This window comes from Shewanella sp. HL-SH8 (assembly GCF_051165765.1).
Taxonomy (GTDB): domain Bacteria; phylum Pseudomonadota; class Gammaproteobacteria; order Enterobacterales; family Shewanellaceae; genus Shewanella; species Shewanella glacialimarina.
The window spans coordinates 2,359,920-2,381,600 of record NZ_CP195039.1; the positions used below are offsets into that span (position 1 = coordinate 2,359,920).

General features: G+C 40.6%; 16 protein-coding genes, 1 tRNA gene and 1 pseudogene. 11 read left to right on the top strand and 7 right to left on the bottom strand.

The features are described 5' to 3' along the window. The first annotated feature begins 1 nt into the window (after position 1). Positions 2–643, top strand: a complete 642-nt coding sequence (locus ACRWQN_RS10400; protein ID WP_434937600.1) for a bifunctional 4-hydroxy-2-oxoglutarate aldolase/2-dehydro-3-deoxy-phosphogluconate aldolase — start codon at positions 2–4, stop codon at positions 641–643. Between the two features lie 84 nt (positions 644–727). Here the strand turns inward: ACRWQN_RS10400 and pabB are convergent, their stop codons facing one another. After that, complete coding sequence (pabB, locus tag ACRWQN_RS10405; RefSeq protein WP_434937601.1) at positions 728–2,167, bottom strand: aminodeoxychorismate synthase component I; 1,440 nt, start codon at positions 2,165–2,167, stop codon at positions 728–730. 169 nt (positions 2,168–2,336) lie between these two features. Here pabB and ACRWQN_RS10410 point away from each other — a divergent pair, with 169 nt between their 5' ends. The 5 genes and pseudogenes from ACRWQN_RS10410 (at position 2,337) to ACRWQN_RS10430 (ending at position 8,954) form a co-directional block, all read left to right on the top strand. Continuing rightward, on the top strand, positions 2,337–3,878 hold the full coding sequence (locus tag ACRWQN_RS10410; protein WP_434929034.1) for a fumarate hydratase: 1,542 nt from the start codon (positions 2,337–2,339) through the stop codon (positions 3,876–3,878). Positions 3,879–4,005: 127 nt separating this feature from the next. Then, complete coding sequence (locus ACRWQN_RS10415) at positions 4,006–6,051, top strand: prolyl oligopeptidase family serine peptidase (RefSeq protein ID WP_434937602.1); 2,046 nt, start codon at positions 4,006–4,008, stop codon at positions 6,049–6,051. Between the two features lie 592 nt (positions 6,052–6,643). Beyond that, positions 6,644–7,267: a YchE family NAAT transporter gene (locus ACRWQN_RS10420; RefSeq protein WP_434926043.1), complete on the top strand. Its 624-nt coding sequence runs from the start codon at positions 6,644–6,646 to the stop codon at positions 7,265–7,267. Between the two features lie 121 nt (positions 7,268–7,388). Continuing rightward, a tRNA-Ser gene (locus ACRWQN_RS10425) sits at positions 7,389–7,476 on the top strand. 87 nt (positions 7,477–7,563) lie between these two features. After that, positions 7,564–8,954 (top strand): annotated as a pseudogene (locus ACRWQN_RS10430) (DEAD/DEAH box helicase). Between the two features lie 74 nt (positions 8,955–9,028). Here ACRWQN_RS10430 and ACRWQN_RS10435 read toward each other — a convergent pair. Further along, positions 9,029–9,259: a hypothetical protein gene (locus ACRWQN_RS10435; protein ID WP_434937604.1), complete on the bottom strand. Its 231-nt coding sequence runs from the start codon at positions 9,257–9,259 to the stop codon at positions 9,029–9,031. Positions 9,260–9,673: 414 nt separating this feature from the next. Here ACRWQN_RS10435 and ACRWQN_RS10440 point away from each other — a divergent pair, with 414 nt between their 5' ends. From ACRWQN_RS10440 to ACRWQN_RS10460, 5 genes are all read left to right on the top strand, one after another. After that, positions 9,674–11,464 carry a DUF885 domain-containing protein gene (locus ACRWQN_RS10440; RefSeq protein ID WP_434937605.1) on the top strand — a complete coding sequence of 597 codons (1,791 nt, stop codon included), beginning with the start codon at positions 9,674–9,676 and terminating at the stop codon, positions 11,462–11,464. A gap of 168 nt (positions 11,465–11,632) precedes the next feature. Beyond that, positions 11,633–12,295 carry a response regulator transcription factor gene (locus ACRWQN_RS10445; protein ID WP_434926047.1) on the top strand — a complete coding sequence of 221 codons (663 nt, stop codon included), beginning with the start codon at positions 11,633–11,635 and terminating at the stop codon, positions 12,293–12,295. Positions 12,296–12,413: 118 nt separating this feature from the next. After that, complete coding sequence (locus tag ACRWQN_RS10450; RefSeq protein WP_434937606.1) at positions 12,414–13,538, top strand: M14 family metallopeptidase; 1,125 nt, start codon at positions 12,414–12,416, stop codon at positions 13,536–13,538. A 24-nt stretch (positions 13,539–13,562) separates the two neighbouring features. Further along, on the top strand, positions 13,563–13,880 hold the full coding sequence (locus ACRWQN_RS10455; protein ID WP_434937608.1) for a zinc ribbon domain-containing protein: 318 nt from the start codon (positions 13,563–13,565) through the stop codon (positions 13,878–13,880). Next, on the top strand, positions 13,877–14,158 hold the full coding sequence (locus tag ACRWQN_RS10460; protein WP_226409982.1) for a YeaC family protein: 282 nt from the start codon (positions 13,877–13,879) through the stop codon (positions 14,156–14,158). The genes ACRWQN_RS10455 and ACRWQN_RS10460 overlap by 4 nt, the downstream gene beginning before the upstream one ends. A gap of 77 nt (positions 14,159–14,235) precedes the next feature. On the opposite strand, the gene ACRWQN_RS10465 is transcribed toward ACRWQN_RS10460, so the two are convergent. The 5 genes from ACRWQN_RS10465 to ACRWQN_RS10485 all read right to left on the bottom strand — a co-directional run bounded on the left by ACRWQN_RS10465 (position 14,236) and on the right by ACRWQN_RS10485 (position 21,679). Further along, positions 14,236–14,757 (bottom strand): DUF1993 domain-containing protein, encoded by a 522-nt coding sequence (locus ACRWQN_RS10465; RefSeq protein WP_434926050.1) that lies wholly within the window; start codon positions 14,755–14,757, stop codon positions 14,236–14,238. Between the two features lie 111 nt (positions 14,758–14,868). Then, positions 14,869–15,015, bottom strand: coding sequence for a hypothetical protein (locus ACRWQN_RS10470; RefSeq protein ID WP_434940704.1), 147 nt, complete (start codon positions 15,013–15,015; stop codon positions 14,869–14,871). Positions 15,016–15,044: 29 nt separating this feature from the next. After that, positions 15,045–15,467: a pentapeptide repeat-containing protein gene (locus tag ACRWQN_RS10475; RefSeq protein WP_434937610.1), complete on the bottom strand. Its 423-nt coding sequence runs from the start codon at positions 15,465–15,467 to the stop codon at positions 15,045–15,047. 8 nt (positions 15,468–15,475) lie between these two features. Beyond that, positions 15,476–18,175 (bottom strand): bifunctional acetate--CoA ligase family protein/GNAT family N-acetyltransferase, encoded by a 2,700-nt coding sequence (locus ACRWQN_RS10480; RefSeq protein WP_434937612.1) that lies wholly within the window; start codon positions 18,173–18,175, stop codon positions 15,476–15,478. A 327-nt stretch (positions 18,176–18,502) separates the two neighbouring features. Next, the gene (locus tag ACRWQN_RS10485) at positions 18,503–21,679 is read right to left on the bottom strand and encodes an efflux RND transporter permease subunit (RefSeq protein WP_434937614.1); all 3,177 of its coding nucleotides are present in this window, start codon (positions 21,677–21,679) and stop codon (positions 18,503–18,505) included. Between the last annotated feature and the right edge of the window lie 2 nt (positions 21,680–21,681).

Here is a 21,681-nt window from a genome sequence, read left to right on the forward strand (position 1 = left end):
AATGTCTGATAATAACTGGTCACTTCAACCACAAGATGTTTTTAAGCGTAGCCCTATTGTACCTGTGATGGTTATCAATAAAATTGAACATGCTGTGCCTTTAGCAAGAGCGCTTGTAGCAGGTGGTATTAGTGTTTTAGAAGTGACTTTACGCACCCCTTGTGCACTTGAAGCGATAGCTAAAATTGCTAAAGAAGTCCCTGAAGCCTTAATCGGTGCTGGCACTATTTTAAATGAAGCCCAATTAAAGCAAGCGGTTGATGCTGGGTCTCAGTTTATTATTACCCCTGGTGCAACAGTTGATTTACTTAAAGCGGCTAAAAAAGGCAAAGTGCCATTAATTCCTGGTGTGGCGAGTATTTCTGAGGTGATGGTGGGGATGGAATTGGGATACACTCATTTTAAATTCTTTCCAGCTGAAGCTTCAGGCGGGGTGAATGCACTTAAGTCATTCTCTGGCCCTTTAGCCAATATTCGTTTTTGTCCTACGGGCGGAATTAGTCTTGCCACTTATAAAGATTACTTAGCATTAAGTAATGTTGACTGTATTGGTGGCAGTTGGATAGCACCAACAGATGCGGTTGACTCTGAAGATTGGGCGCGTATTACCCAGCTTTGTAAAGAAGCACTAAACGGTCTATAAACGGTTTAGTAAATTAAAAGCCAGCAATCATTTGCTGGCTTTTTTGTGTTCAACGTTAAGCGTAGAACCCTGTTTTAGTTATTTTCAAACTTTAAGCAAGGGCAATATTTTGCTGACTTTGTCAAAACACTCTTGATATTCTGCTTCGGCATTTGAGTCTGCCACCACGCCGCCGCCAGCCCAACAGTAAATACGATTATTTTCAGTGACTAATGTTCTAATAGTAATGCTGGTGTCCATAGTGCCGTCTTGACTAATATAACCAATACTGCCGCAATACATACTGCGTCTTGAGGGCTCTAATTCCTCAATAATTTCCATTGCACGTATTTTGGGTGCACCGGTAATCGACCCACCAGGGAAACATGCCTTTAATAAATCTGTTGCGCTGTAAGCTGATGATAACGTTGCTGTAACCGTGCTGACTAAATGATGCACTGCTGGAAAGCTTTCAATAGCAAATAGTTGCGGTACAGCAACACTGCCAGGTGCTGCCACTTTGCCAATATCATTACGCAGTAAATCGACTATCATGACATTTTCGGCGCGATCTTTTTCAGATAACTGTAATTTAATCGCTTGCTGTTTATCTAAAGCAGCATCATTGATTCTGGGTAATGTGCCTTTAATGGGCTTAGTTTGAATGCTATTACAGTGCAATTGTATGAATCGCTCTGGTGAAATAGACAATATGGTATGGTTAGGTAAACGTATAAATGCCGAGAAGGGCGCTTTATTCGCCTGAGTTAACAGGCAATATGCTTGCCATTCATTACCTTTATAGGCAGCTTCAAATCTTTGGGTCAAATTAATTTGATAGCAATCACCACTTAATAAATACTCCTGTACTCGATTAAAGTGGCTCAAATAGGTTTGTTTACTCGTTTGATTATGCCAATCAGAGGTTAGTGAAAATGTTGGTGCTGATGAGGTTGATGATTTAGCCAGCATCAGATTTTCAATGATATTAACAATTGAGTTTAATTGGGTTGTGTCATCATAGCTTATATGCAGCCAAGATTTTTTGGCGTAATCATAAATTAAACACTGATCATAAAAGCCAATACTGAGCTCATTAAAATCGATATCTTTAGCGGCTTTTTTAATGATGTGTTCCACTGAGCGGCCAAGATCATAGCTCAATGCTCCCATAGCGCCACCACTGAATGGATAAATACTAGGGTGTTTTATCGGATATAAATGCGATAAGCAATATTTTAAGGCGTCAAATGGGCTGAGGGTAGGTGACAACAAATACTCTTGTATATCGTCAAATAGAGTCGATGAAGAGTGTTCATTTTCAACTGTTAATTTGGGCTCAAAACAAAGTACGTTATTATGACTGGTAAGCGTTGCAATCGGGTTGAATACGATAATATCGAAACGGGCGTCCTGATGCGTAGCATTTGCAGAATCGAGAAACATTGACCAAGGAAGATGACTGACTAATTCAAATAAAGACTGGCTAGAATAAGTCCAAGTTAATGGCATAATCGTTAATGCATTGTCACCACGCGGTTTCATCAATTACCCTTAAATAAAATGTGCTGTAGCTCAAAAAGGATGGAAAGAGTATCATATTGGCCATTAAAGAATTACACCAAACCCTAAAAATAACGTTGATTTAATCAACTTTACATAAAAACGATAAATAAGTTAGGCCGCATGGCTGCTGGAGCGCCCCATTATGTCTATGAACACCCACACTTCCTCTTCACCTGTTACTATTAAGCAGGCTGATTTTATTGAAAGTATTGAAGATTCTCTACAGTATATTTCTTACTACCATCCTAAAGATTTTGTTGATGCTATGTATGCTGCCTATCAGCGCGAACAAAGTGTTGCGGCAAAAGATGCTATCGCACAAATCTTAATTAACTCACGTATGTCAGCAGAGGGTAAACGTCCACTTTGTCAAGATACCGGTATTGTGACTACATTTGTTAAAATTGGTATGAATGTTAGTTGGGATAAAACTGACATGACAGTACAGGAAATGGTCGATGAAGGTGTACGCCGTGCCTACACCAATCCTGACAATCCATTACGTGCCTCAATTGTGGCAGACCCAGCAGGTGCGCGTAAAAATACCAAAGACAACACGCCATCCGTTGTGCATATTGATATGGTTGCGGGCAATCATGTAGAAGTAATGATTGCGGCTAAAGGCGGCGGATCAGAAAATAAATCTAAAATGGCGATGTTAAACCCATCTGATGATATAGCAGCTTGGGTAGAGAAAACCTTGCCTACAATGGGCGCGGGTTGGTGTCCACCGGGTATGTTAGGAATAGGTATTGGCGGCACCGCTGAAAAAGCAGCGGTAATGGCAAAAGAGTCATTAATGGATCCAGTTGATATTCATGAGTTGATCGCTAAAGGCGCTGAAACAACTGAAGAAAAACTGCGTTTAGATATTTTTGAACGTGCTAACAACCTAGGTATAGGTGCGCAAGGTTTAGGCGGACTCACTACCGTTTTAGACATCAAAATTAAATCAGCGCCAACCCATGCAGCGTCTAAGCCTGTTGTGATGATCCCCAATTGTGCGGCAACGCGCCATGTGCATTTTCATTTAGATGGTACCGGTCCTGCTGATTTAGTGCCTCCATCACTTGCAGATTGGCCAGAAATTACCCGTGAAGCGGGTGAGAATACCCATAGAGTTAATCTAGACAATATCACTCAAGCAGAAATTGAAACCTGGAAGAGCGGTGACACTTTATTACTTAACGGTAAAATGCTCACAGGTCGTGATGCGGCGCACAAGCGTATTCAGACCCTATTAGATTCAGGCGAAGGCTTACCGGCTGGAGTCGACTTTAAAGGTAAATTTATTTACTACGTTGGCCCAGTTGACCCTGTTGGTAATGAAGTGGTTGGCCCAGCAGGACCAACAACCGCAACGCGTATGGATAAATTCACCGACATGATGCTTGAAAAAACCGGATTAATGGGCATGATTGGTAAATCTGAACGTGGACCAGAAACCGTTGCCTCGATTAAGAAGCATAAAGCCGTTTATTTGATGGCTGTGGGCGGTGCAGCTTACTTAGTGTCAAAAGCGATTAAAAAATCTCGAGTGGTTGCCTTTGAAGAACTGGGCATGGAAGCAATATACGAGTTTGAAGTGCAAGATATGCCTGTAACGGTAGCAGTTGATTCTAATGGGGTGAATGCCCATGAAACCGGCCCTGCTATTTGGAAAATTAATATTGCCAATAGTAAAGCTTAATTTAAGCTTGTCACTGTAAAGTAATGTGACTTAAACGCTCAAGAGTCTTTATTGTTTAAGGCTTGCTTGAGCGTTTTGCTTTCGGTAATCTGCCAATAAATAACCATAACAAGAGATAATCAATAACATGAAAACTTCTTCAGTGCTTTTGGCATTGGTTGCCGCAGGAATGGCAACATCAGTGTATTCAGCGGAACCTTTTACAGTTCAGCACTTAGTTAATATGAATAAACTTCATTCATATGCGGTATCAAATGACGGTAACACCTTAGTTTATGGCGTTAAAGTGATTGATGATCAAGGTGAAGCAAGTTCAGATCTTTATTCATTGGATTTAAGCAATAAAACCGCGACACCAAAGCAACTCACGTCTGCGTCAGGTACTGAACATGACGTGAGTTTTTCTGCTGACAGTAAAAGTATTTATTTTTTAGCCGACCGAAATGGCACTAGTCAGCTATATCATTTACCGCTTAATGGCGGCGAAGCTTTGCAGGTGAGTGATTTACCCCTTGATGTAAACGGCTATAAATTGTCTCAAGACGGCCAGCAAGTCGTCATGACCCTGCGTGTTTTTCCAGACTGTAAAGACCTAGTGTGCTCGAAAGAAAAATTTGCCGCTGAGAAAGAACGAAAAACTACCGGTCGTGAATACAAGCAGCTTATGGTGCGTCATTGGGATACATGGGAAGATCATGCGCGCAATCACTTATTTGTAGCCAACCTTAACGGCACTAAAATTACTGATGCTATTAACGTGACCCAAGGACGTGACACTGAAACACCACCAAAGCCATTTTCAGGTATGGAAGAAGTGACATTTACACCTGATGGCAAATTTATCGTATACAGTGCCAAGGCGCCGAGTAAGGATCAATCTTGGACAACTAACTACGATTTATGGCAAGTCCCTGTAGCTGGCGGTGAAACAGTTAATTTAACTGAAGCCAATAAGGCTTGGGATGCTCAACCGACTTATTCCGCTGATGGCCGTTATATGGCGTATCTAGCGATGAGCAAACCTGGCTTTGAAGCTGATCGCTATCGCTTAATGTTACTGGATACGGTAACAGGGCAAGAAAAAGAAGTCGCCCCGTTATGGGATAGAAGTCCAAGTTCAATCAACTTCAGTCAAGATGGTCGTACGCTTTATGTCACTGCCCAAGATGTTGGTCAGGTCTCAATATTTGAAGTTAATCCGCAGTTTGGCGATGTACGTCCAATATATAACGATGGCAGCAACAGTATTGTTGCGGTAACCAATAACAAGATTATTTTTAAAAATGCATCATTAGTTGAACCTGGCGATTTGTACACCATCAGTTTAGAAGGTGAGAATTTAAAGCGTTTAACTCAAATTAACAAAGATAAGCTGGCTAATATTAAGTTTGGTGAGTTTGAACAGTTTAAGTTTAAAGGCTGGAATGATGAAACCGTTCATGGTTACTGGATAAAACCTTCAAATTATAAAGAAGGTGAAAAATATCCAATAGCATATTTAGTCCACGGCGGCCCACAGGGATCATTTGGCAATTCATTCAGTGGTCGTTGGAATGCGCAGTTATGGGCTGGCGCTGGTTATGGTGTTGTTATGGTTGATTTCCATGGTTCTACTGGTTATGGCCAAGCTTTTACCGACTCAATTAGTCAAGATTGGGGCGGAAAGCCGTTAGAAGATTTGAAAAAAGGTATGGCTGCAGTAACTGAGCAACAACCTTGGTTAGATGCAAACAATGCCTGTGCGTTAGGTGGTTCATATGGTGGTTATATGATGAACTGGTTCCAAGGGCATTGGAATGACGGCTTTAAGTGTTTGATAAACCACGCTGGTTTATTTGATATGCGCTCAATGTATTATGTGACAGAAGAGCTGTGGTTCCCAGAATATGAATTTGGTGGAACCTATCACGATAACAAAGATCTGTATGAGAAGTTTAACCCAGTTAACTACGTTGAAAACTGGAAAACACCTATGTTAGTTATTCACGGTGAAAAAGACTTCCGTGTGCCTTATGGCCAAGGTTTAGCTGCATTTAGCTTTATGCAACGTAAAGGCATTCCATCTGAATTGTTAATGTTCCCAGATGAAAATCATTGGATCTTAAATCAAGATAATTTACAGCAATGGTATAAGAATGTTTTCAGCTGGATGGATCGCTGGACAGCTAAATAAATTGAGATGATTTGAAATAAGATGTGGTGTCAGCAATGGCACCACATTTTTTTATGCTTTAAAAAATGATGCAGATTTTTTCTGAGCATTCGCCAACTCAGCGGCGTCAGATTCTCTGTCTTGGTGTGGCTTTATTATCCATAAAAAATAGGTCATTCTTCTTCGCGAACTACTGAATTTACGACTATTATTCTTTTGGCAAACTTTATTGCGCAGCGCCATAAAAATCCTTATGAATATTGCAATTAAGCAGAAATCTTTTTAATGTAAAACATTGTACATTAATGTCGATTTCAAAGCACATTACTAGTGAGATATTTAGGGTGAATTACATTAAAGTGTCATTTTATAACTAAATAAACCCGCAAAGGAACATGGCTAGTGTTTAATTGGTGATGATTGTCCATATGTGGTTGCTTAGTTACAATAACGTGCCTAATTAAGGATTATTAAGTGATATCAATAAAACTAATGAAAAATTTGTTATTTTATAGAAATATCACTTCTATAAACTGACAACTTACATTAGAGTAGCGCTCCTTTTTTATGTGCTTTAAAAACAATCTATTTAGAGGGTATCTCATTGGATTACATGCTTTACATAAAGTTCTTTTTAGGGCTTTTAGCGATTATTAACCCTGTTGGTTTACTGCCAGTTTTTGTCAGTTTAACCAGCCATCAGACAGACCTAGAGCGAAGACATACTAACAGAGTGGCTAACTTTGCCGTAGTGGTTATCTTATTTGTCACTATTATCGCAGGTCAGCATATTTTGAACATGTTCAGTATTTCACTATCAGCTTTTAGGATTGCTGGCGGGAGTCTGATCTGTATTATCGCGATGTCGATGCTGCAAGGTAAAATCAGTGAAGTTAAACGAAACCAGGAGGAAGATCGCGAGTCTTCGGGTATGGAGTCGGTTGCGGTTGTGCCATTAGCACTGCCTTTAATGGCCGGTCCAGGTGCGATTAGTTCGGTTATCGTATTTGCTGCAGAACATAACACCTTAATCGATTTTGTCGGTATGTTTAGTACCGTGTTGTTATTTGGCCTACTCAGTTGGTCTTTGTTTAACATGGCTCCGGCCATTTTTAAACTATTGGGCAAAACCGGTATTAACGTGATCACGCGTTTGATGGGTTTATTAATGTTATCTTTAGGTATCGAAGTCATCGCTGCGGGTGTTAAAGGTTTGTTCCCTCAACTTATGGGCTAAATGCTTAATGTTGCACAGCAATTGTGCAAACGCTAACCGGGTCGGCTTTTTAGCTTGACCCACCATCCCCATTTGCGTAAAGTAGCGGCCGCAGAGTGATTGACTCTTTAAACAATCTTAAGGTGACGTGTCCGAGTGGCTGAAGGAGCACGCCTGGAAAGTGTGTAAAGGGCAACCTTTCGAGAGTTCGAATCTCTCCGTCACCGCCATATTCTAAAAGAAAGACGTCTTCGGACGTCTTTTTTGTTTATAATGACTTCTAATCCTTGCCAATCACCTTGTTTGAGCACCTTTCTATGACATTTTTATCCCTTGGGTTACATCCCACTATTATCGATAACCTAGCTACATTAGGTTATGAGACACCGACTGCGATTCAACAAAAAGCGATCCCTGAAATCCTAAATGGAAAAAATGTTATTGCGGCAGCACAAACCGGTACGGGTAAAACCGCCAGTTTCGTATTGCCAATTTTAGATAAATTGGCCAAAGGCGAAACAGGGCGCAAAAAAGAATGCGTGCGCTGATATTAGCGCCAACCCGTGAGCTAGTATCCCAAGTGCATCAAAATATTGAACGTTACGCGCAAGGTTTGTCGCTACGTTCTATGGCAATGTATGGTGGCATTGACAGTAAAGAGCAAAAAGCAGCATTGTTAGACGGTGTTGACATTGTGGTGGCTACACCTGGTCGATTATTAGACTTGTATACTCAACGCGCATTACACTTTGATGAAATCGAAGTGTTAGTGCTTGATGAAGCTGATCGTATGCTCGATATGGGCTTTATTGAAGATATTAATAAGATTCTGGCGAAGCTGCCAGAGGACAGACAAAACTTATTATTTTCAGCCACACTGTCAAATCAAGTCAGAGTACTAGCAAAAACTGCGGTACGTAATGCCGTTGAAATAACCTTGAATAAACAAGTGGCAACTAAGCCTAAAATTGAGCAATGGTTGACCACGGTTGATAAAGATAAAAAGTCGGCATTATTAAGTCACTTGATACAACAACAGCAATGGCCACAGGCTCTGATCTTTATTGAAACTAAACAAGGTGCAGCAAAGCTTGTAAGTCAACTTGCTAAGCGTGACATAATTGCTGAATGTATTCACGGCGGACGCAGTCAAGTTGTGCGCGAACAACTGCTTGCTGACTTTAAACAAGGCAATATTCAATATCTTGTCGCTACGGGAGTCGCTGCGCGCGGTATTGATATTGATGATTTACCGGTTGTAGTGAACTATGATTTACCTTTTCCTGCTGACGATTATATTCATCGTATTGGGCGAACAGGCCGAGCCGGCGCAAGTGGCTTAGCGATTTCGTTAGTATCGAACGATGACTTTAAAAATCTGTGTATGATTGAAAGCCGAATGGGTGAGCTAATTGAACGTAGAGTAATAGAAGGTTTTGAGCCGAAAAGGCCTATACCTATTTCAGTCTTAAACTTTGTTCCCCAAGCTCGACATCAAGCAAACAAAGATAAAGCACCTCAAGTGAGCTTATCTTTAAATAAAGGTAAGGAGACTGCAAGAGGCCGCTCTGCACCTAATTTTAGTGGCGAGACTCGAAGCGGTGAGCAAACGGCTAAACATCAACATTCATCGTCATCAAGAACTGACACTTCCAGTCGCGCTGATAAGCCGTTACCGTTAAATCCATGGGGTTTACCAAAAGGTTAAGCTTAACAACGAAAACGTTTAAATATTCAAGACCGCGCAATAACAGATATGGGTTGTTATTGCGTGAGCCTTAGTTAAGCGTTATTGATCTTTTGTTTTAAGTCATATGAATCGTCTGTGACAAGCCGCTCTAGAATTTCAACACGATCCCGCAGTGCACTCACTTCCTTCTGTAACGACTTATTATGGCTGTCATTTTCACTGGCAGCACGTATTTGTTGCTCTCTGAGTTTCATTATACTGACAATAAAGCTGCCTAGAATTGCAAGGATCGGAATAAGTAACGCTAGAGTACCTGGGTTCATAATGCTTCCTAACTGATGTTGTTTGTATTCTTATATTGATTCTATTCAACCGTTTAAACCAGTGACATTTGTCACCAAAATGCGACTCATAAGCCTATCACAGTGATAAAATGGCTAAATCTCAGCTTACGGCTTTTGTTTAGGCACTATAGCCTCAAATCGGTCCGCGGTTAATGTTAAATGAATAAGTCACATGTAAGTCTATTGGCTTTGTAATTCAATCAATAATTGTGTGACAAGAAGTGTCAAAAGTACAAATTGTACTGCAAATAACATTGAAAAATGGTTAACTATTTGCAAAATATTCTAACCTTAAACGAGCACAAAAATGCACCTGAGTACTAATGAGTACAAACTAGTGGCATTAATCGTATTTAGGTTAATTAAACAATAATTACACAATAAAGGCATTATATGAAAAAGGCGTTAATTTCACTTTCAGTAGCGGCAGTGCTTACCGGACTTGTTGGCTGCCAAGACCCAGTCACTTCCAGTAATGCGTCAGCTGAGGCAGCGCAGAATTCAGTATCATCTCAACAAGCTACTCAATTATCGTTTGCTGATTTTTCACAGAGCTTTATTGACGATTTATGGCTTTTAGCACCAACCTGGGCAATGTACAACGGTAAGCATATTAACGATGGCTATCTTGATGTGCCTAACCAAGCAAGTCGTGACAAAACCCTCGCATTTGTAGCAAAACAAAAAGGTTTATTAAATACCTTTAATCAAGACACTTTATCTGCCAATGAACTGATTGATTATAAATTACTTGAAAATCTAGTGAATAAGTTTGAGTGGGAAGTAAACACATTCAAATCATGGCAATGGGATCCATCCAGTTATAATGTTGCTGGTGGCTTTGCACAAATCATTAATGAAGATTTTGCCCCATTAGATGAGCGCCTGATATCTGTTATTGCGCGTTTAGAAAGTGTGCCGGCTTATTATCAAGCTGCTAAAGATAATATCAACAACCCCACATTGGCACACACTCAATTAGCGATTCAACAAAACCGTGGCGCTTTTTCAGTACTTAATGACGATTTAGCTAACAAGGTTGCCCAGTCAGGCTTAAATGCTGAACAAAAAGCCATGTTTACCAGTCGCTTCAATAGCGCAAAACAAGCTATAAATACTTACATCGATTGGTTAACCGTTCTAGAAACAGACTTACAAGCCAATGGCAGCCGTGACTTTAGAATTGGTGAAGACTTGTATGAACAAAAGTTTGCCTTAGATATTCAAGCCGGTATGACAGCGAAACAACTGTATGATAAAGCCGTTGAAGATAAGAATCGTGTTCAAGCAGAAATGGCCAAAATCACTACTGATATTTGGGCAAAACATATTGATACTGCAAAGCCTGCGGATGACAAATTGGCCATCAGACAACTTATTGATGTGTTGTCATCAAAGCATGTGAAACGTGAAGACTTTGTCGATGATGTACGCAAACAAATTCCAGAGTTAGTTAAGTTTGTTAATGATAAGCAACTCATTACCCTTGATCCTAAAAAGCCATTAGTCGTGCGTGAAACGCCTGAATATATGCGTGGCTTTGCTGGCGCGTCAATTAGTGCGCCTGGGCCATATGAAAAGGGCAGTAATACTTATTATAACGTGACCCCCCTTGATGATATGACTGATGAGTCTGCCGAAAGCTATTTACGTGAATATAATCACTGGATTTTACAGGTGCTTAATATCCACGAAGCGATCCCTGGTCATTACACCCAGCTTGTATATTCAAATCAATCACCTAGTTTAGTTAAAAGCTTATTTGGTAATGGTGCAATGGTTGAAGGCTGGGCGGTTTATACAGAACGTATGATGCTTGAAGAGGGTTATGGTAATTTTGAGCCTGAAATGTGGTTAATGTACTACAAGTGGAATTTACGCGTTATTGCTAACACTATTTTAGATTACAGCATTCAAGTTAAAGGCATGGGCGAGCAAGATGCTATTGCGCTAATGGAGAATGAAGCTTTCCAGCAGCGCGCTGAAGCGGAAGGGAAGTGGCGTCGTGCGACATTAAGCCAGGTGCAGTTAACCAGTTATTATTCAGGTTACCGTGAAATTTATGACTTCAGAGAAGAGTTAAAAGCTGAAAAAGGGGCTGGTTTTGATTTAAAACAGTTTCATGAACAGTTTTTAAGCTACGGTAGCGCACCGGTGAAGTACATACGCCAGTTGATGAAATAACTGATAACCAAACCAGCAACCAACGACAAAAGCCTGAGTGTTCAGGCTTTTTTGTTTTTCAAAAAAGTAATAAAGATCTCATTATCAATCCATTTTAACGTAAAAAGTAGATTAACGATACTCGGCATGTTAATCTTAATGCAAATAATTATCATTTGTGGTGTGTTTGTGAAAAGAATATTATTGATCGATCAACAACTCGAAATAGGTTTTGATCTAGGCGCACAATTAACTGAAATTGGTTATCAGGTCATTGTGGTTAATAATGCATTCCAAGCGCTAGTTAATATAGAAACTCAGCTATTTGATGTTGTATTAGTTGATTTGTCAGTGCCTAAAATGGAATCATTTTGGCTACTTATGGCCAGAAAATGTTCTACACCTATCATTACACTTGCAAGTGATAATGATGATTTTGAAAGAATTAACGCACTAGAGCTGGGTGCAGATGATTACTTATCAAAACCTTTTAATCTGCGTGAGTTACAATTAAGACTCAACGTTATAAAACGGCGAAGTAATCTAGTCAGTAATGCTGAAAAGCAAACAATGATCCATTTTGATGATCCAAGTTACTCATTAAACTGTAATGGTAATAAAATCACCTTAACCAATACCGAATATCGGCTATTTAAATATCTTTATGAGCGCCAAGGTGAGGTGGTAACCAAACAAGAGTTGCAGTTACGTGTGTTGCATAAACCATTAGGTAAATTTGATCGTAATTTAGATATGCATATTAGTAATACCCGCAGAAAACTAGCGAGTCGCAATTTACCCCGTGATTTGATCAATACAGTCAGAGGTCAAGGCTATAGCTTTAGCTTTTAACGGTTCCCACTAATAGCGGTATTTGGTAAACTGTGACAATAAAAATGAGTCTACTTACATCAATAATATCTTTTACTTGTAGACAAAATGAGACAGCAACTTACTAAAGGATACCCTAATGCGGATCAGTGCAAATTTTGATGGCGGTAATATTGAAGTGATTAACATCGATAATCACGATGATATTCAGCTTGCTATAAGACCAGATTTCGGTGGTGAGTTTTACCAGTGGTTTAACTTTCGTTTAGAAGGTTCTGTGGGTCAAACTTACACCATGCACATCAATAATGCCGGCACAGCATCTTACCCTAAAGGCTGGGAAGATTACCAAGCAGTGGCAAGTTATGATCGTCAACATTGGTTCCGCCTACCCACATCGTACCAAGATGGTAAATTAACTATTACAGTCGATTTAGATTGTGAGGCTATTCAAATTGCTTACTTTGCACCCTATAGCTATGAACGTCATTTAGACTTCATTAGTGAAGTACAGTTACACCCATCAGTGAGTCTAGAACACTTAGGGCTGACCCTTGATGGTCGTGATATGACCTTGTTAAAAATTGGTGATGATGACGAAGATAAGAAAAGCATTTGGATTACCGCAAGACAACATCCCGGCGAAACTATGGCAGAATGGCTCGTTGAAGGTTTGGTGAGTCAGTTATTAGATGGCGACAATCCTAATTCCAAGTCTCTGCTAGATAAAGCTAATTTCTATATTGTACCCAATATGAATCCAGATGGCAGCGTACGTGGTCATTTACGCACCAACGCCGTTGGCACTAACCTTAACCGTGAATGGCAAACACCAAGTTTAGAAAAAAGCCCTGAAGTGTTTTATGTCGTCAATAAGATGAAAGAAACCGGTGTTGATCTATTTTATGATGTCCATGGTGACGAAGGTCTACCTTATGTGTTTGTCGCGGGCTGTGAAGGTGTGCCTCACTACACAGATAAAATGGCGCAACTTCAAAGTAAGTTTGTGTCTTCGCTGCAACTTGCTAGCGCTGATTTCCAAACACAATATGGTTATGCAAAAGATGAACCCGGTAAAGCGAATTTAACCGTAGGTTCAAATTGGGTTGCGAATACGTTTAAGTGTTTATCCAACACCTTAGAAATGCCATTTAAAGACAATGCTAACTTATCTGATCCATTTGTGGGTTGGTCGCCAGAGCGTAGTATCTATCTAGGTGAAGCGTCACTAATAGCAATGTTAGCTGTAGTAGACGAGCTGTAAATAGTAACAGAAGGGTTTTCATTCATGGCATTAATTGAATGTCCTAAGTGTCAAAAACGCATTTCTAGCAAGGCTAAGGAATGTCAACACTGTAAAGTGAGTTTTGCAGGAAGTACTGAGTCATTAACTAAAATCAGTCATATTCAGCAATCGAATAAATTGATGAATCACAGTTTGATTTTTTTATCACTGTTCATTACTGGGGCAGTAGCTTGGTTTTGGGGAGGGGAGCAAGCACAAGGTTTACAAGCTATTGTGGCTGTTTCTTGTTTTGTTGTTGGTTTTGTAGGTTATTTTATTACCCGAGTGAGACTCGTGTTACATAAACGGAAATCAGTATGAATGATATCAATAAAGTGATTGATGAAATGCCAGAAGAAGTTTACCACAGATTAGTGTCAGCCACTGAACTGGGTAAGTGGGAAGATGGTACGGTTTTGTCTGAAGCTCAACGTGAGTCAACACTACAAGTCGTTATGCTTTATCAAGCGCGCAAGCTGAAGCAGACTGACCACTTCACTATTGGTGCTGGTGGGGCGATTAATGAATTGTCTAAAACTGAATTGAAAAAGCAGTTTAAAGGCGAAGCCATCGCTGAGTTTAAAGAACCAGAAATGTAGTCGTGTTTGCGATTTATCTGTGATAAAAAATGCGAGCAATAAGCTCGCATTTTTTATCGATTGAGATAACTACCGACTTAAAGTATTGGTGCTTTGTAAGGCATGGCGCCCAAATAGTCTTTCTTACCCACTTCTACACCATTATGACGTAATATGGCGTAAGCCGTGGTGATGTGAAAGTACAGGTTAGGAATAGCGTGTTCAATGGCAAATTCATAACCGGTAAGATATTTACCTTCCCAGCGCGGTTGAGAGATATGAATGGTAGCAGCGTGTGCAAAATCAGCCTCACTAAAACCATCCAGATATTCAAGTACTGAAGTAATGCGTAAGCGTAGTTCTGCTAGTGTCGTTTCGCTGTCGTCATGTTTTGGCGCAGAGTCTAATTTACCTGTTAATCTAGCGACGCCAATTTTAGCTGTGTCGCAGGCGATTTGTACTTGGCGGATCAAGTTAAACTGATCAGCAGCTAAACGAGAGTTTAGTAACACCGCGATATCAACACGTTTAAGTGCGGCAAATGCTTCACCTTTATCAAGAACATGGTTTAAGTTGTTAAGCATTTTACTAAATTGTACTACGGTTAAATCGTATAGCATGGAGGCATCCTCAATGAAAGCTGCAAACTGGCAGCATATAGGTTGTTAGTGATAACACAAAAGCAGGTAAAGCCGTTAAAGTTTTTCATTTAAAATCAATATTTCAAATCATTAGTCGACTAATTCAATTCCCAAACTGTCTAATAAATTTAAGGCCTCATATCGTGAGAACTTGGCCTGTTTAAGGGTATTTTCAAGTACATTAATATTGAAGTTAGTAGACTCAGCAAAGTCAGCTTTTTGTAGATTGGTACGCATAAATAAACTGTGGCTAAAATCACAATAGGTCATGCATGAGTGGGTAAAGTCGCCCCCCTAAAGTCAACGTCATGGACTTTACATTCTTCTAAGATAAGGCCATGCAAGGTTAATCCAAAAAAGGAGCTGTCATTGATAATACAGCGAATAAAAGATAATTCAGGGTTAACAGTAAATTTGGGCCAATTGGCTTTTGTCCAATTAATACCGATCATTTTACATTCTATAAAACTCACTTCTAGAAACTGTGAGTAATCGACTTTTGCCAAACTAAAATTACAGTGATTAAAATGACAATTTACAAATTTACAATGGGCGAAAGTTGTAGAAGCAAAATCGCAAGCGCTAAATTCACACTCCTCAAATTCAGCGCCATAGATAGGTATGGAACCAGTGACTAAGTCATTGAACGTTTTATTATAGTATTGTTGGTTGTCTTGTAATTTAATCACTTTTATCTCTACTTTTTTTGCTCGAAAGGCATGTGCATTTTGATTAAATGTTCTTCCATATCAAACGAGACTTCAAACCCCAGTGATTTCGCTAAATTAGCCATGTTACGATTTTCAAACATGGTAAATCCGGTTAATACAGGTGTGCCATTATGGCGATAATAGTGGATTAATTTCTCCAATAACCGCTTACCTAAACCAATACCTTGATAGTCGCTGCGAACGGCCATGGCAAATTCCGCTTCTGTGTTATCAGGATCGGTTGATGCTCTTACCGCGCCTAGGGTTAACTCCTGGCCATCAGCCAATATGGTGGTGGCAATAAAGGCCATTTCTCGGGAGTAATCTATTTGCGTTAACACTGCCATTTCTTCATGGGTCATTTTAGATCGCACACCAAAATAGCGCTTGTAGCGATCTTCTTCAGATAACGAATTATCAAAGTCCATATGCTTAGGTTCATCCTCAGGCAGAATAGGTCTTAACATGACTTTCAAACCATTTTTTAGGATCAGGGTTTCTTCTAATTCTTTAGGGTAGGGCAAAATAGCCAGTCGATTACTTGTATCATACCCCAGCGGATGTAATCGCATATCAACATCGAGTAACGTAATATTGTCACCCGCGGCTAGCACAGGGTTGAGATCCAATTCGGCAATTTCAGGGCAGTCGATAATTAAGTGTGATATTTGGGTTAGCATCACACATAGCGCATTCATATTCAGCCCAAGCGGTAGGTGTCTATCGCGTAGTTTGTTGGCTTTTAACGCTTGGATCACCATATAGCGGGCTAACGCCATATTTAACGGTGGTAATGCTACCGCAGCATCTTGGGTTGGGTCCCACAGTGTGCCACTCTCTCCTAAGCAAATTGCTGGCCCAAATACAGGGTCGTTGATCACTGATACGCGAATTTCCTGTGCCCCTGAGGTTAAGGCCATTTTCTGGATGACTAATCCTTCAATATGTGCACTAGGATTAATTTGATGAACCCGATCTATTATTGAATGAGCAGCCTGACTCACTTCCTCTGCGCTGGTTAAATTAAGCATGACCCCGTGAACATCTGACTTATATTGTAAATCAGGTGATTGCACTTTTAAGGCAACCGGGTAACCAGCAGCATCTGCCGTAGCAACTGCATCTTCAATATCACTGACAAACCAGGTATCAATAGTATTCAGGCCATAGGCTTTTAATATATTACTGACTTGATAGGTACCGAGCACTAACTGGTTACGTTGCTGTGCTGCTTGTAACAGCTTTCTGGCTGTTACGCTGTCGGCCGGAATATTGTCTGGAATAGATTGTGGCACTTCTTGCAGTAATTTTTGATTACGACGATATTCCACCATATGCATAAAGGCGCGCACAGCCCCTTCAGGTGTGCGATAAGTTGGAATGCTGGCTTTGTTGAATTTTTTCCTCGCAAGATATGCTGAGTCTTCACCGCTCCAGTTGGTTAAAATGTTGACTCTATTTTTACGTGGATGCTGCTGATAAGTATCAATAACATTTTGTGCAATTAATTCACTTTGTTGTAAAACCGACGGTGAATGCAGGATTAAAATAGCATCAATATTATCTTCACCCATTAGCCGTTTAAGGGTATCACCATAACGATTTGCATTAGCGTCACCGACCATATCAATAGGGTTTTGTTTCGACCAGGTGCTAGGCAGTTGCTGATGCAAATCGTTAATCAACTCTGGTGACAGTTGTGCTAATTTACCGCCTTTAATAATCAGTTCATCAGCGGCAAGTACCGCAGGGCCGCCGCCATTACTCATAATTGCAAGGCGTTCGCCTTTTAACACACTGGCATGTGCTAAACTTTCCACTGCGGCAAACAGTTCTATGAGATCATTAACACGCAACATACCTGCACGCTTAAACGCGGCTTCAAATACCGCATCATTGCCCTGTACACCACCTGTGTGGATCATGGCGGCTTTTGAACCTTCATGGGTCCTGCCTGATTTAATCACGAATATAGGTTTATTACGTGATGCTGCCCGAGCGGCAGATAAGAATCGGCGTTTATCATTAATTGAATCGATATAAAGCATGATAGCTGAGGTTTTACTGTCTCGGCCGAGGTAATCCAGTAATTCATCAAAATCAATATCTGAGCCATCACCGAGTGAAATAAACGATGAAAATCCAATGTCTTTGTTGTTTGCCCAGTCTAAAACTGTGGTACAAATTGCCGATGATTGCGATACAAAAGCCACTTTACCTTGTTTGGCACTGGCGTGGGCTAAACTGGCATTTAGGCCAATAGTGGGTAGGATCATGCCTAGACTATTGGGGCCAAGAATACGCATGCCGTAACGTTTTGCATGTTGCAGGGTAAGATGTAATAAATTTTGGCCTTGTTCATCAAAGGTATCTGCCATGCCACTGGCCATAATGATGGCCGCTTGACAGCCAAATTGGGCTAAACGTTCAACTATTGCTGGTACTCGGTGAGCGGCGGTGCAGATAATTGCCAAGTCTGGTTTTACCGGCAAGGCTTCAATACTTGGATAGGCCAATACGCCCATTACCGCAGTATATTTTGGGGTGACAGGCATTATTGGGCCAGAAAAGCCCCCGGATAATAAATTGCGCATCACGGCGCGGCCAGCCCGGGTAGGAGAGTCAGAAGCGCCAATTACAGCCACTGATGTCGGCTTGAACAATGCAAGAATACTTCGTTGACTCATTTAATGCTCCCTTTAAAATCCAACGCGTTAGCTTTGTAAGCATATATCGTGATGAGATAAGCTGTTAACTAGTGATGTATGTCCACCTATCTACCATATTAAGACAGGCTGGGACATTAATTACTCTTTGTTGTTTTGTCGTATAAAACCCACAACCTAGAATAACACTTCAATCGCAGTCATTATGTGAGTTAATCTTATAACAGGCACAAATCATATTCTATTTGTAGTTATTTTTATGCTAATCATTATAGGCGTAACATTGAACTATAAAAATGCCAGCATATGCTGGCATTTTTATTTTAATAAACCACTCAAACCTACACGTTATGTGGATGCCTGATGAGTGTTTTTCTCCGGTACATAAATACCAATTAGTTTGCGCATCATGCTTTTACTGTCTTCAATCGCAATATACAAACAAGGTATTAAACATAAAGTGACCACGGTCGCAAACAAGACACCAAATGCCAGTGACACCGCCATTGGTATTACCATTTGAGCCTGCATACTGGTTTCAGCCATAATAGGCACCAAGCCAATAAAAGTGGTTAATGATGTCAGCATAATGGCTCTAAAGCGTCTACAGCCCGCATTTAATACTGCCAACTTCATTGGCACCCCTTGTATTCGCGATTTATTGACATAATCCACCATCACCAGACTGTCGTTAACTACAACCCCTGCTGCGGCAATAATACCAAATACTGACAGGGCACTTAAGTCTATATCTAAGATGATATGTCCTAAAACCGAGCCAATCACACCAAATGGGATCACCGACATGATCATGATAGGTTGTAAATACGAGCGCAGTGGAATAGCAAGTAAGCTGTAAATCACCAGCAAAGAGATAATAAAGTCACGGGTTTGCGTGTCTGCACTGTCTAATTGCTCTTGAATACTGCCAGAGACTTCACTTTTTACTCGTGGATATTTAGCCAATAGTTCAGGGATAAAATTATCCCGTATATCTTTGGCTAACTTGAATGGCTCAGCTTGCTCTGCGTCCACAGAAGCCCAAACGTTAATAGTCCGGTTACCGTTTTCACGTCGAATACTGTTCACACCTTGTACCACTGAAATTTCAGCGACTTCCGAAAGTGGAAGCTCTGCACCTTGGCTGGTTTTAATTAATACATCCTGCACTAACGCAATAGAGTTACGTTGCTCTTCAGGGTAACGAAGCATGACTTTAATTTCTTCGCCGTTGCGAATAATACGTTGTGCTTCTAATCCATAAAAACTGTTACCGACCTGACCCGCAATATTGGCTAAGCTCAGTCCTAAACTGTGGGCCAGTGGCTTTAGTTCAAATTGCACTTCTTTAGCACTTGATTGTCGGCTGTCATTGATGTCGCTTACACCTTTTAGTGAGGCAAGCTTGTCTCTTAGTGCAAGGGAGGCTGCCACTAGTTGTAATTCATCTTTACCTTCTAGGCGGAAACTAATATCGCCATCTTCTCGGCCACCACCAAATAAACTGTCTTGTATAGTGAAGGATTTGACCCCAGGAATAAGCGGCATGGCTTGACGCCATAGCTCAGCCACTTCAAAGGTATTGATAGGACGTATACTTGGGTCGACTAATTTAGTCATAATTTCTGCGCTAGTACGACCGCGAAGATCTATCTGCATTTCTGCAATCATGCCTTGACCATAGGTTTTAACCAGTTCTTTATCGACATTATACAAGGTAGATTCAATGGCTAATGCGGCTTCAAGAGTGGCTTTTTCGGATGCATCGACATTCATTTCCACTTTAACACGTGGAAAATCGTGAGGAATTTTAGGTTGACCGATAAAGCGGACTAAGCCACCAGCATATAAGCCAACACAGATCAGGATTAAGCTAATAAACACCATTATCACGGTATAGCGGTACTTAACCGCCACTTCTAAGCTCGGGCGGTAAACGGTTTCAATAAACCAGCTTAGGCCAGTATCAACGTGCGATTGCACATAGTTAACCCCATTGCGTAACCAATCCAATGGATTTTTAGACCCTGGCTGAACCACTTTAGGCTTTTTCATATGGGCTAAATGCGAAGGTAAAATCAGTTTTGATTCAACTAGAGAGAAAAACAAACATAAAATAACAACATAACCAATAGCTTGACCAAAGGCACTTGAAGGACCATTGTCTAAGGTTATCGGTAAAAATGCGGCAATTGTGGTTAATACACCAAATGTGGCAGGCATAGCTACGCGCTGTACACCGCGAATAACGTTCTCTACATTTTGACCATTTTCTTGACACTCTGTGTGGGCACTTTCACCCATTACAATGGCATCGTCGACTACTATCCCTAGCACTAAAATAAAGGCAAATAAGCTTATCACGTTAATGGTGACGTCGATAAACGACAGCGGCATAAAGAGCAGCGTACCTAAGAAACAAACAGGTAAACCCATCATGACCCAAAAGGCGAGACGCACACGTAAAAATAACGCTAACATTAAAAACACCAGCACTGCACCGGTTTTCATGCTGTCTAGCATCAAGTCTAAACGACCTTCTAAGTAATAGGTCATATCTACCCAAGGCTCAAAATTGACACCGGCGGGAAGAGATTTCTGTTTCTTTTCTACATAGGTACGGATAGTTTCAGCGACATCGGTAATACTTTGATTACGCGCAGCACCAATAAAGAAAGTGACTGAGTTTTTACCATTAAACTTAGAGTACTGAATACCATCTTCAAAACCATCGGTGACGGTTGCGACATCACCGACTAATACGGTAGTGCCATCCTCTAGTGTGAGCAGTGGTAAATCTTCAAACTCATAACCGACATACGCCTGGTTTTCTACTCGTAGATTAATATAGCCGTTTTCCGCTTTGATTTGTCCCGCTGACATATTGCGAGAATAGCCGCGTACCGCTTCTGCTACATCATTAAAGCTTAGGCCGAATTCACGCAAACGATCTTTACTGACTTCGATACTAATTTCATACGCCAAACCACCATAGTATTCGGTGATATTAACCCCTGGCAGTTGCATCATCTCTTGATGAATACGCTCACCTAAATCTTTTAACTGACGTTGCTCTAAATCGCCATATAAACTGAGGTACATGACTTCTTGACGTATTTTAATTTGTTCTACTTTTGGCGGTTCCATGCCAGCAGGGAAGGTAGAGATTGAGTCAATTTCAGACTTAACTTCTTCCAACACTACCTGTGGATCATACTCATCTTCAATTTGAAAATAGCCATTTGCCATGTTTCTATTTGAATAAGTGATAATTCTTTTAAGGCCTTGAACCCGCTCAAGTGCTTGTTCAATTTTAACCGTAATGCCTTCCTCAACTTCCTGTGGTGCCGTGCCTGAATAAACTGCGCTGAATTCAATCCAGTTAATTTCTACCGCAGGGAAAAACTGTTTACGGATAGAGTTGGCGGTGAGTAAACCACCGATGATGATAATGATCATTAACAGGTTAGCTGCAACAGAGTTACGCGCAAACCAGGCAATTAGCCCCTTATTGGTGTCCTCCATCA

Excerpts from the sequence above, each read along its gene's own strand:
- ACRWQN_RS10435 (WP_434937604.1), bottom strand. The coding sequence starts at position 9,259 with ATGAACCCAGGTACTCTAGCGTTACTTATTCCGATCCTTGCAATTCTA.
- ACRWQN_RS10415 (WP_434937602.1), top strand. The coding sequence starts at position 4,006 with ATGAAAACTTCTTCAGTGCTTTTGGCATTGGTTGCCGCAGGAATGGCA.
- ACRWQN_RS10465 (WP_434926050.1), bottom strand. The coding sequence starts at position 14,757 with ATGCTATACGATTTAACCGTAGTACAATTTAGTAAAATGCTTAACAAC.
- pabB (WP_434937601.1), bottom strand. The coding sequence starts at position 2,167 with ATGAAACCGCGTGGTGACAATGCATTAACGATTATGCCATTAACTTGG.
- ACRWQN_RS10420 (WP_434926043.1), top strand. The coding sequence starts at position 6,644 with ATGCTTTACATAAAGTTCTTTTTAGGGCTTTTAGCGATTATTAACCCT.
- ACRWQN_RS10400 (WP_434937600.1), top strand. The coding sequence starts at position 2 with ATGTCTGATAATAACTGGTCACTTCAACCACAAGATGTTTTTAAGCGT.
- ACRWQN_RS10455 (WP_434937608.1), top strand. The coding sequence starts at position 13,563 with ATGGCATTAATTGAATGTCCTAAGTGTCAAAAACGCATTTCTAGCAAG.
- ACRWQN_RS10410 (WP_434929034.1), top strand. The coding sequence starts at position 2,337 with ATGAACACCCACACTTCCTCTTCACCTGTTACTATTAAGCAGGCTGAT.
- ACRWQN_RS10460 (WP_226409982.1), top strand. The coding sequence starts at position 13,877 with ATGAATGATATCAATAAAGTGATTGATGAAATGCCAGAAGAAGTTTAC.
- ACRWQN_RS10440 (WP_434937605.1), top strand. The coding sequence starts at position 9,674 with ATGAAAAAGGCGTTAATTTCACTTTCAGTAGCGGCAGTGCTTACCGGA.
- ACRWQN_RS10480 (WP_434937612.1), bottom strand. The coding sequence starts at position 18,175 with ATGAGTCAACGAAGTATTCTTGCATTGTTCAAGCCGACATCAGTGGCT.
- ACRWQN_RS10470 (WP_434940704.1), bottom strand. The coding sequence starts at position 15,015 with ATGCGTACCAATCTACAAAAAGCTGACTTTGCTGAGTCTACTAACTTC.
- ACRWQN_RS10485 (WP_434937614.1), bottom strand. The coding sequence starts at position 21,679 with ATGGAGGACACCAATAAGGGGCTAATTGCCTGGTTTGCGCGTAACTCT.
- ACRWQN_RS10450 (WP_434937606.1), top strand. The coding sequence starts at position 12,414 with ATGCGGATCAGTGCAAATTTTGATGGCGGTAATATTGAAGTGATTAAC.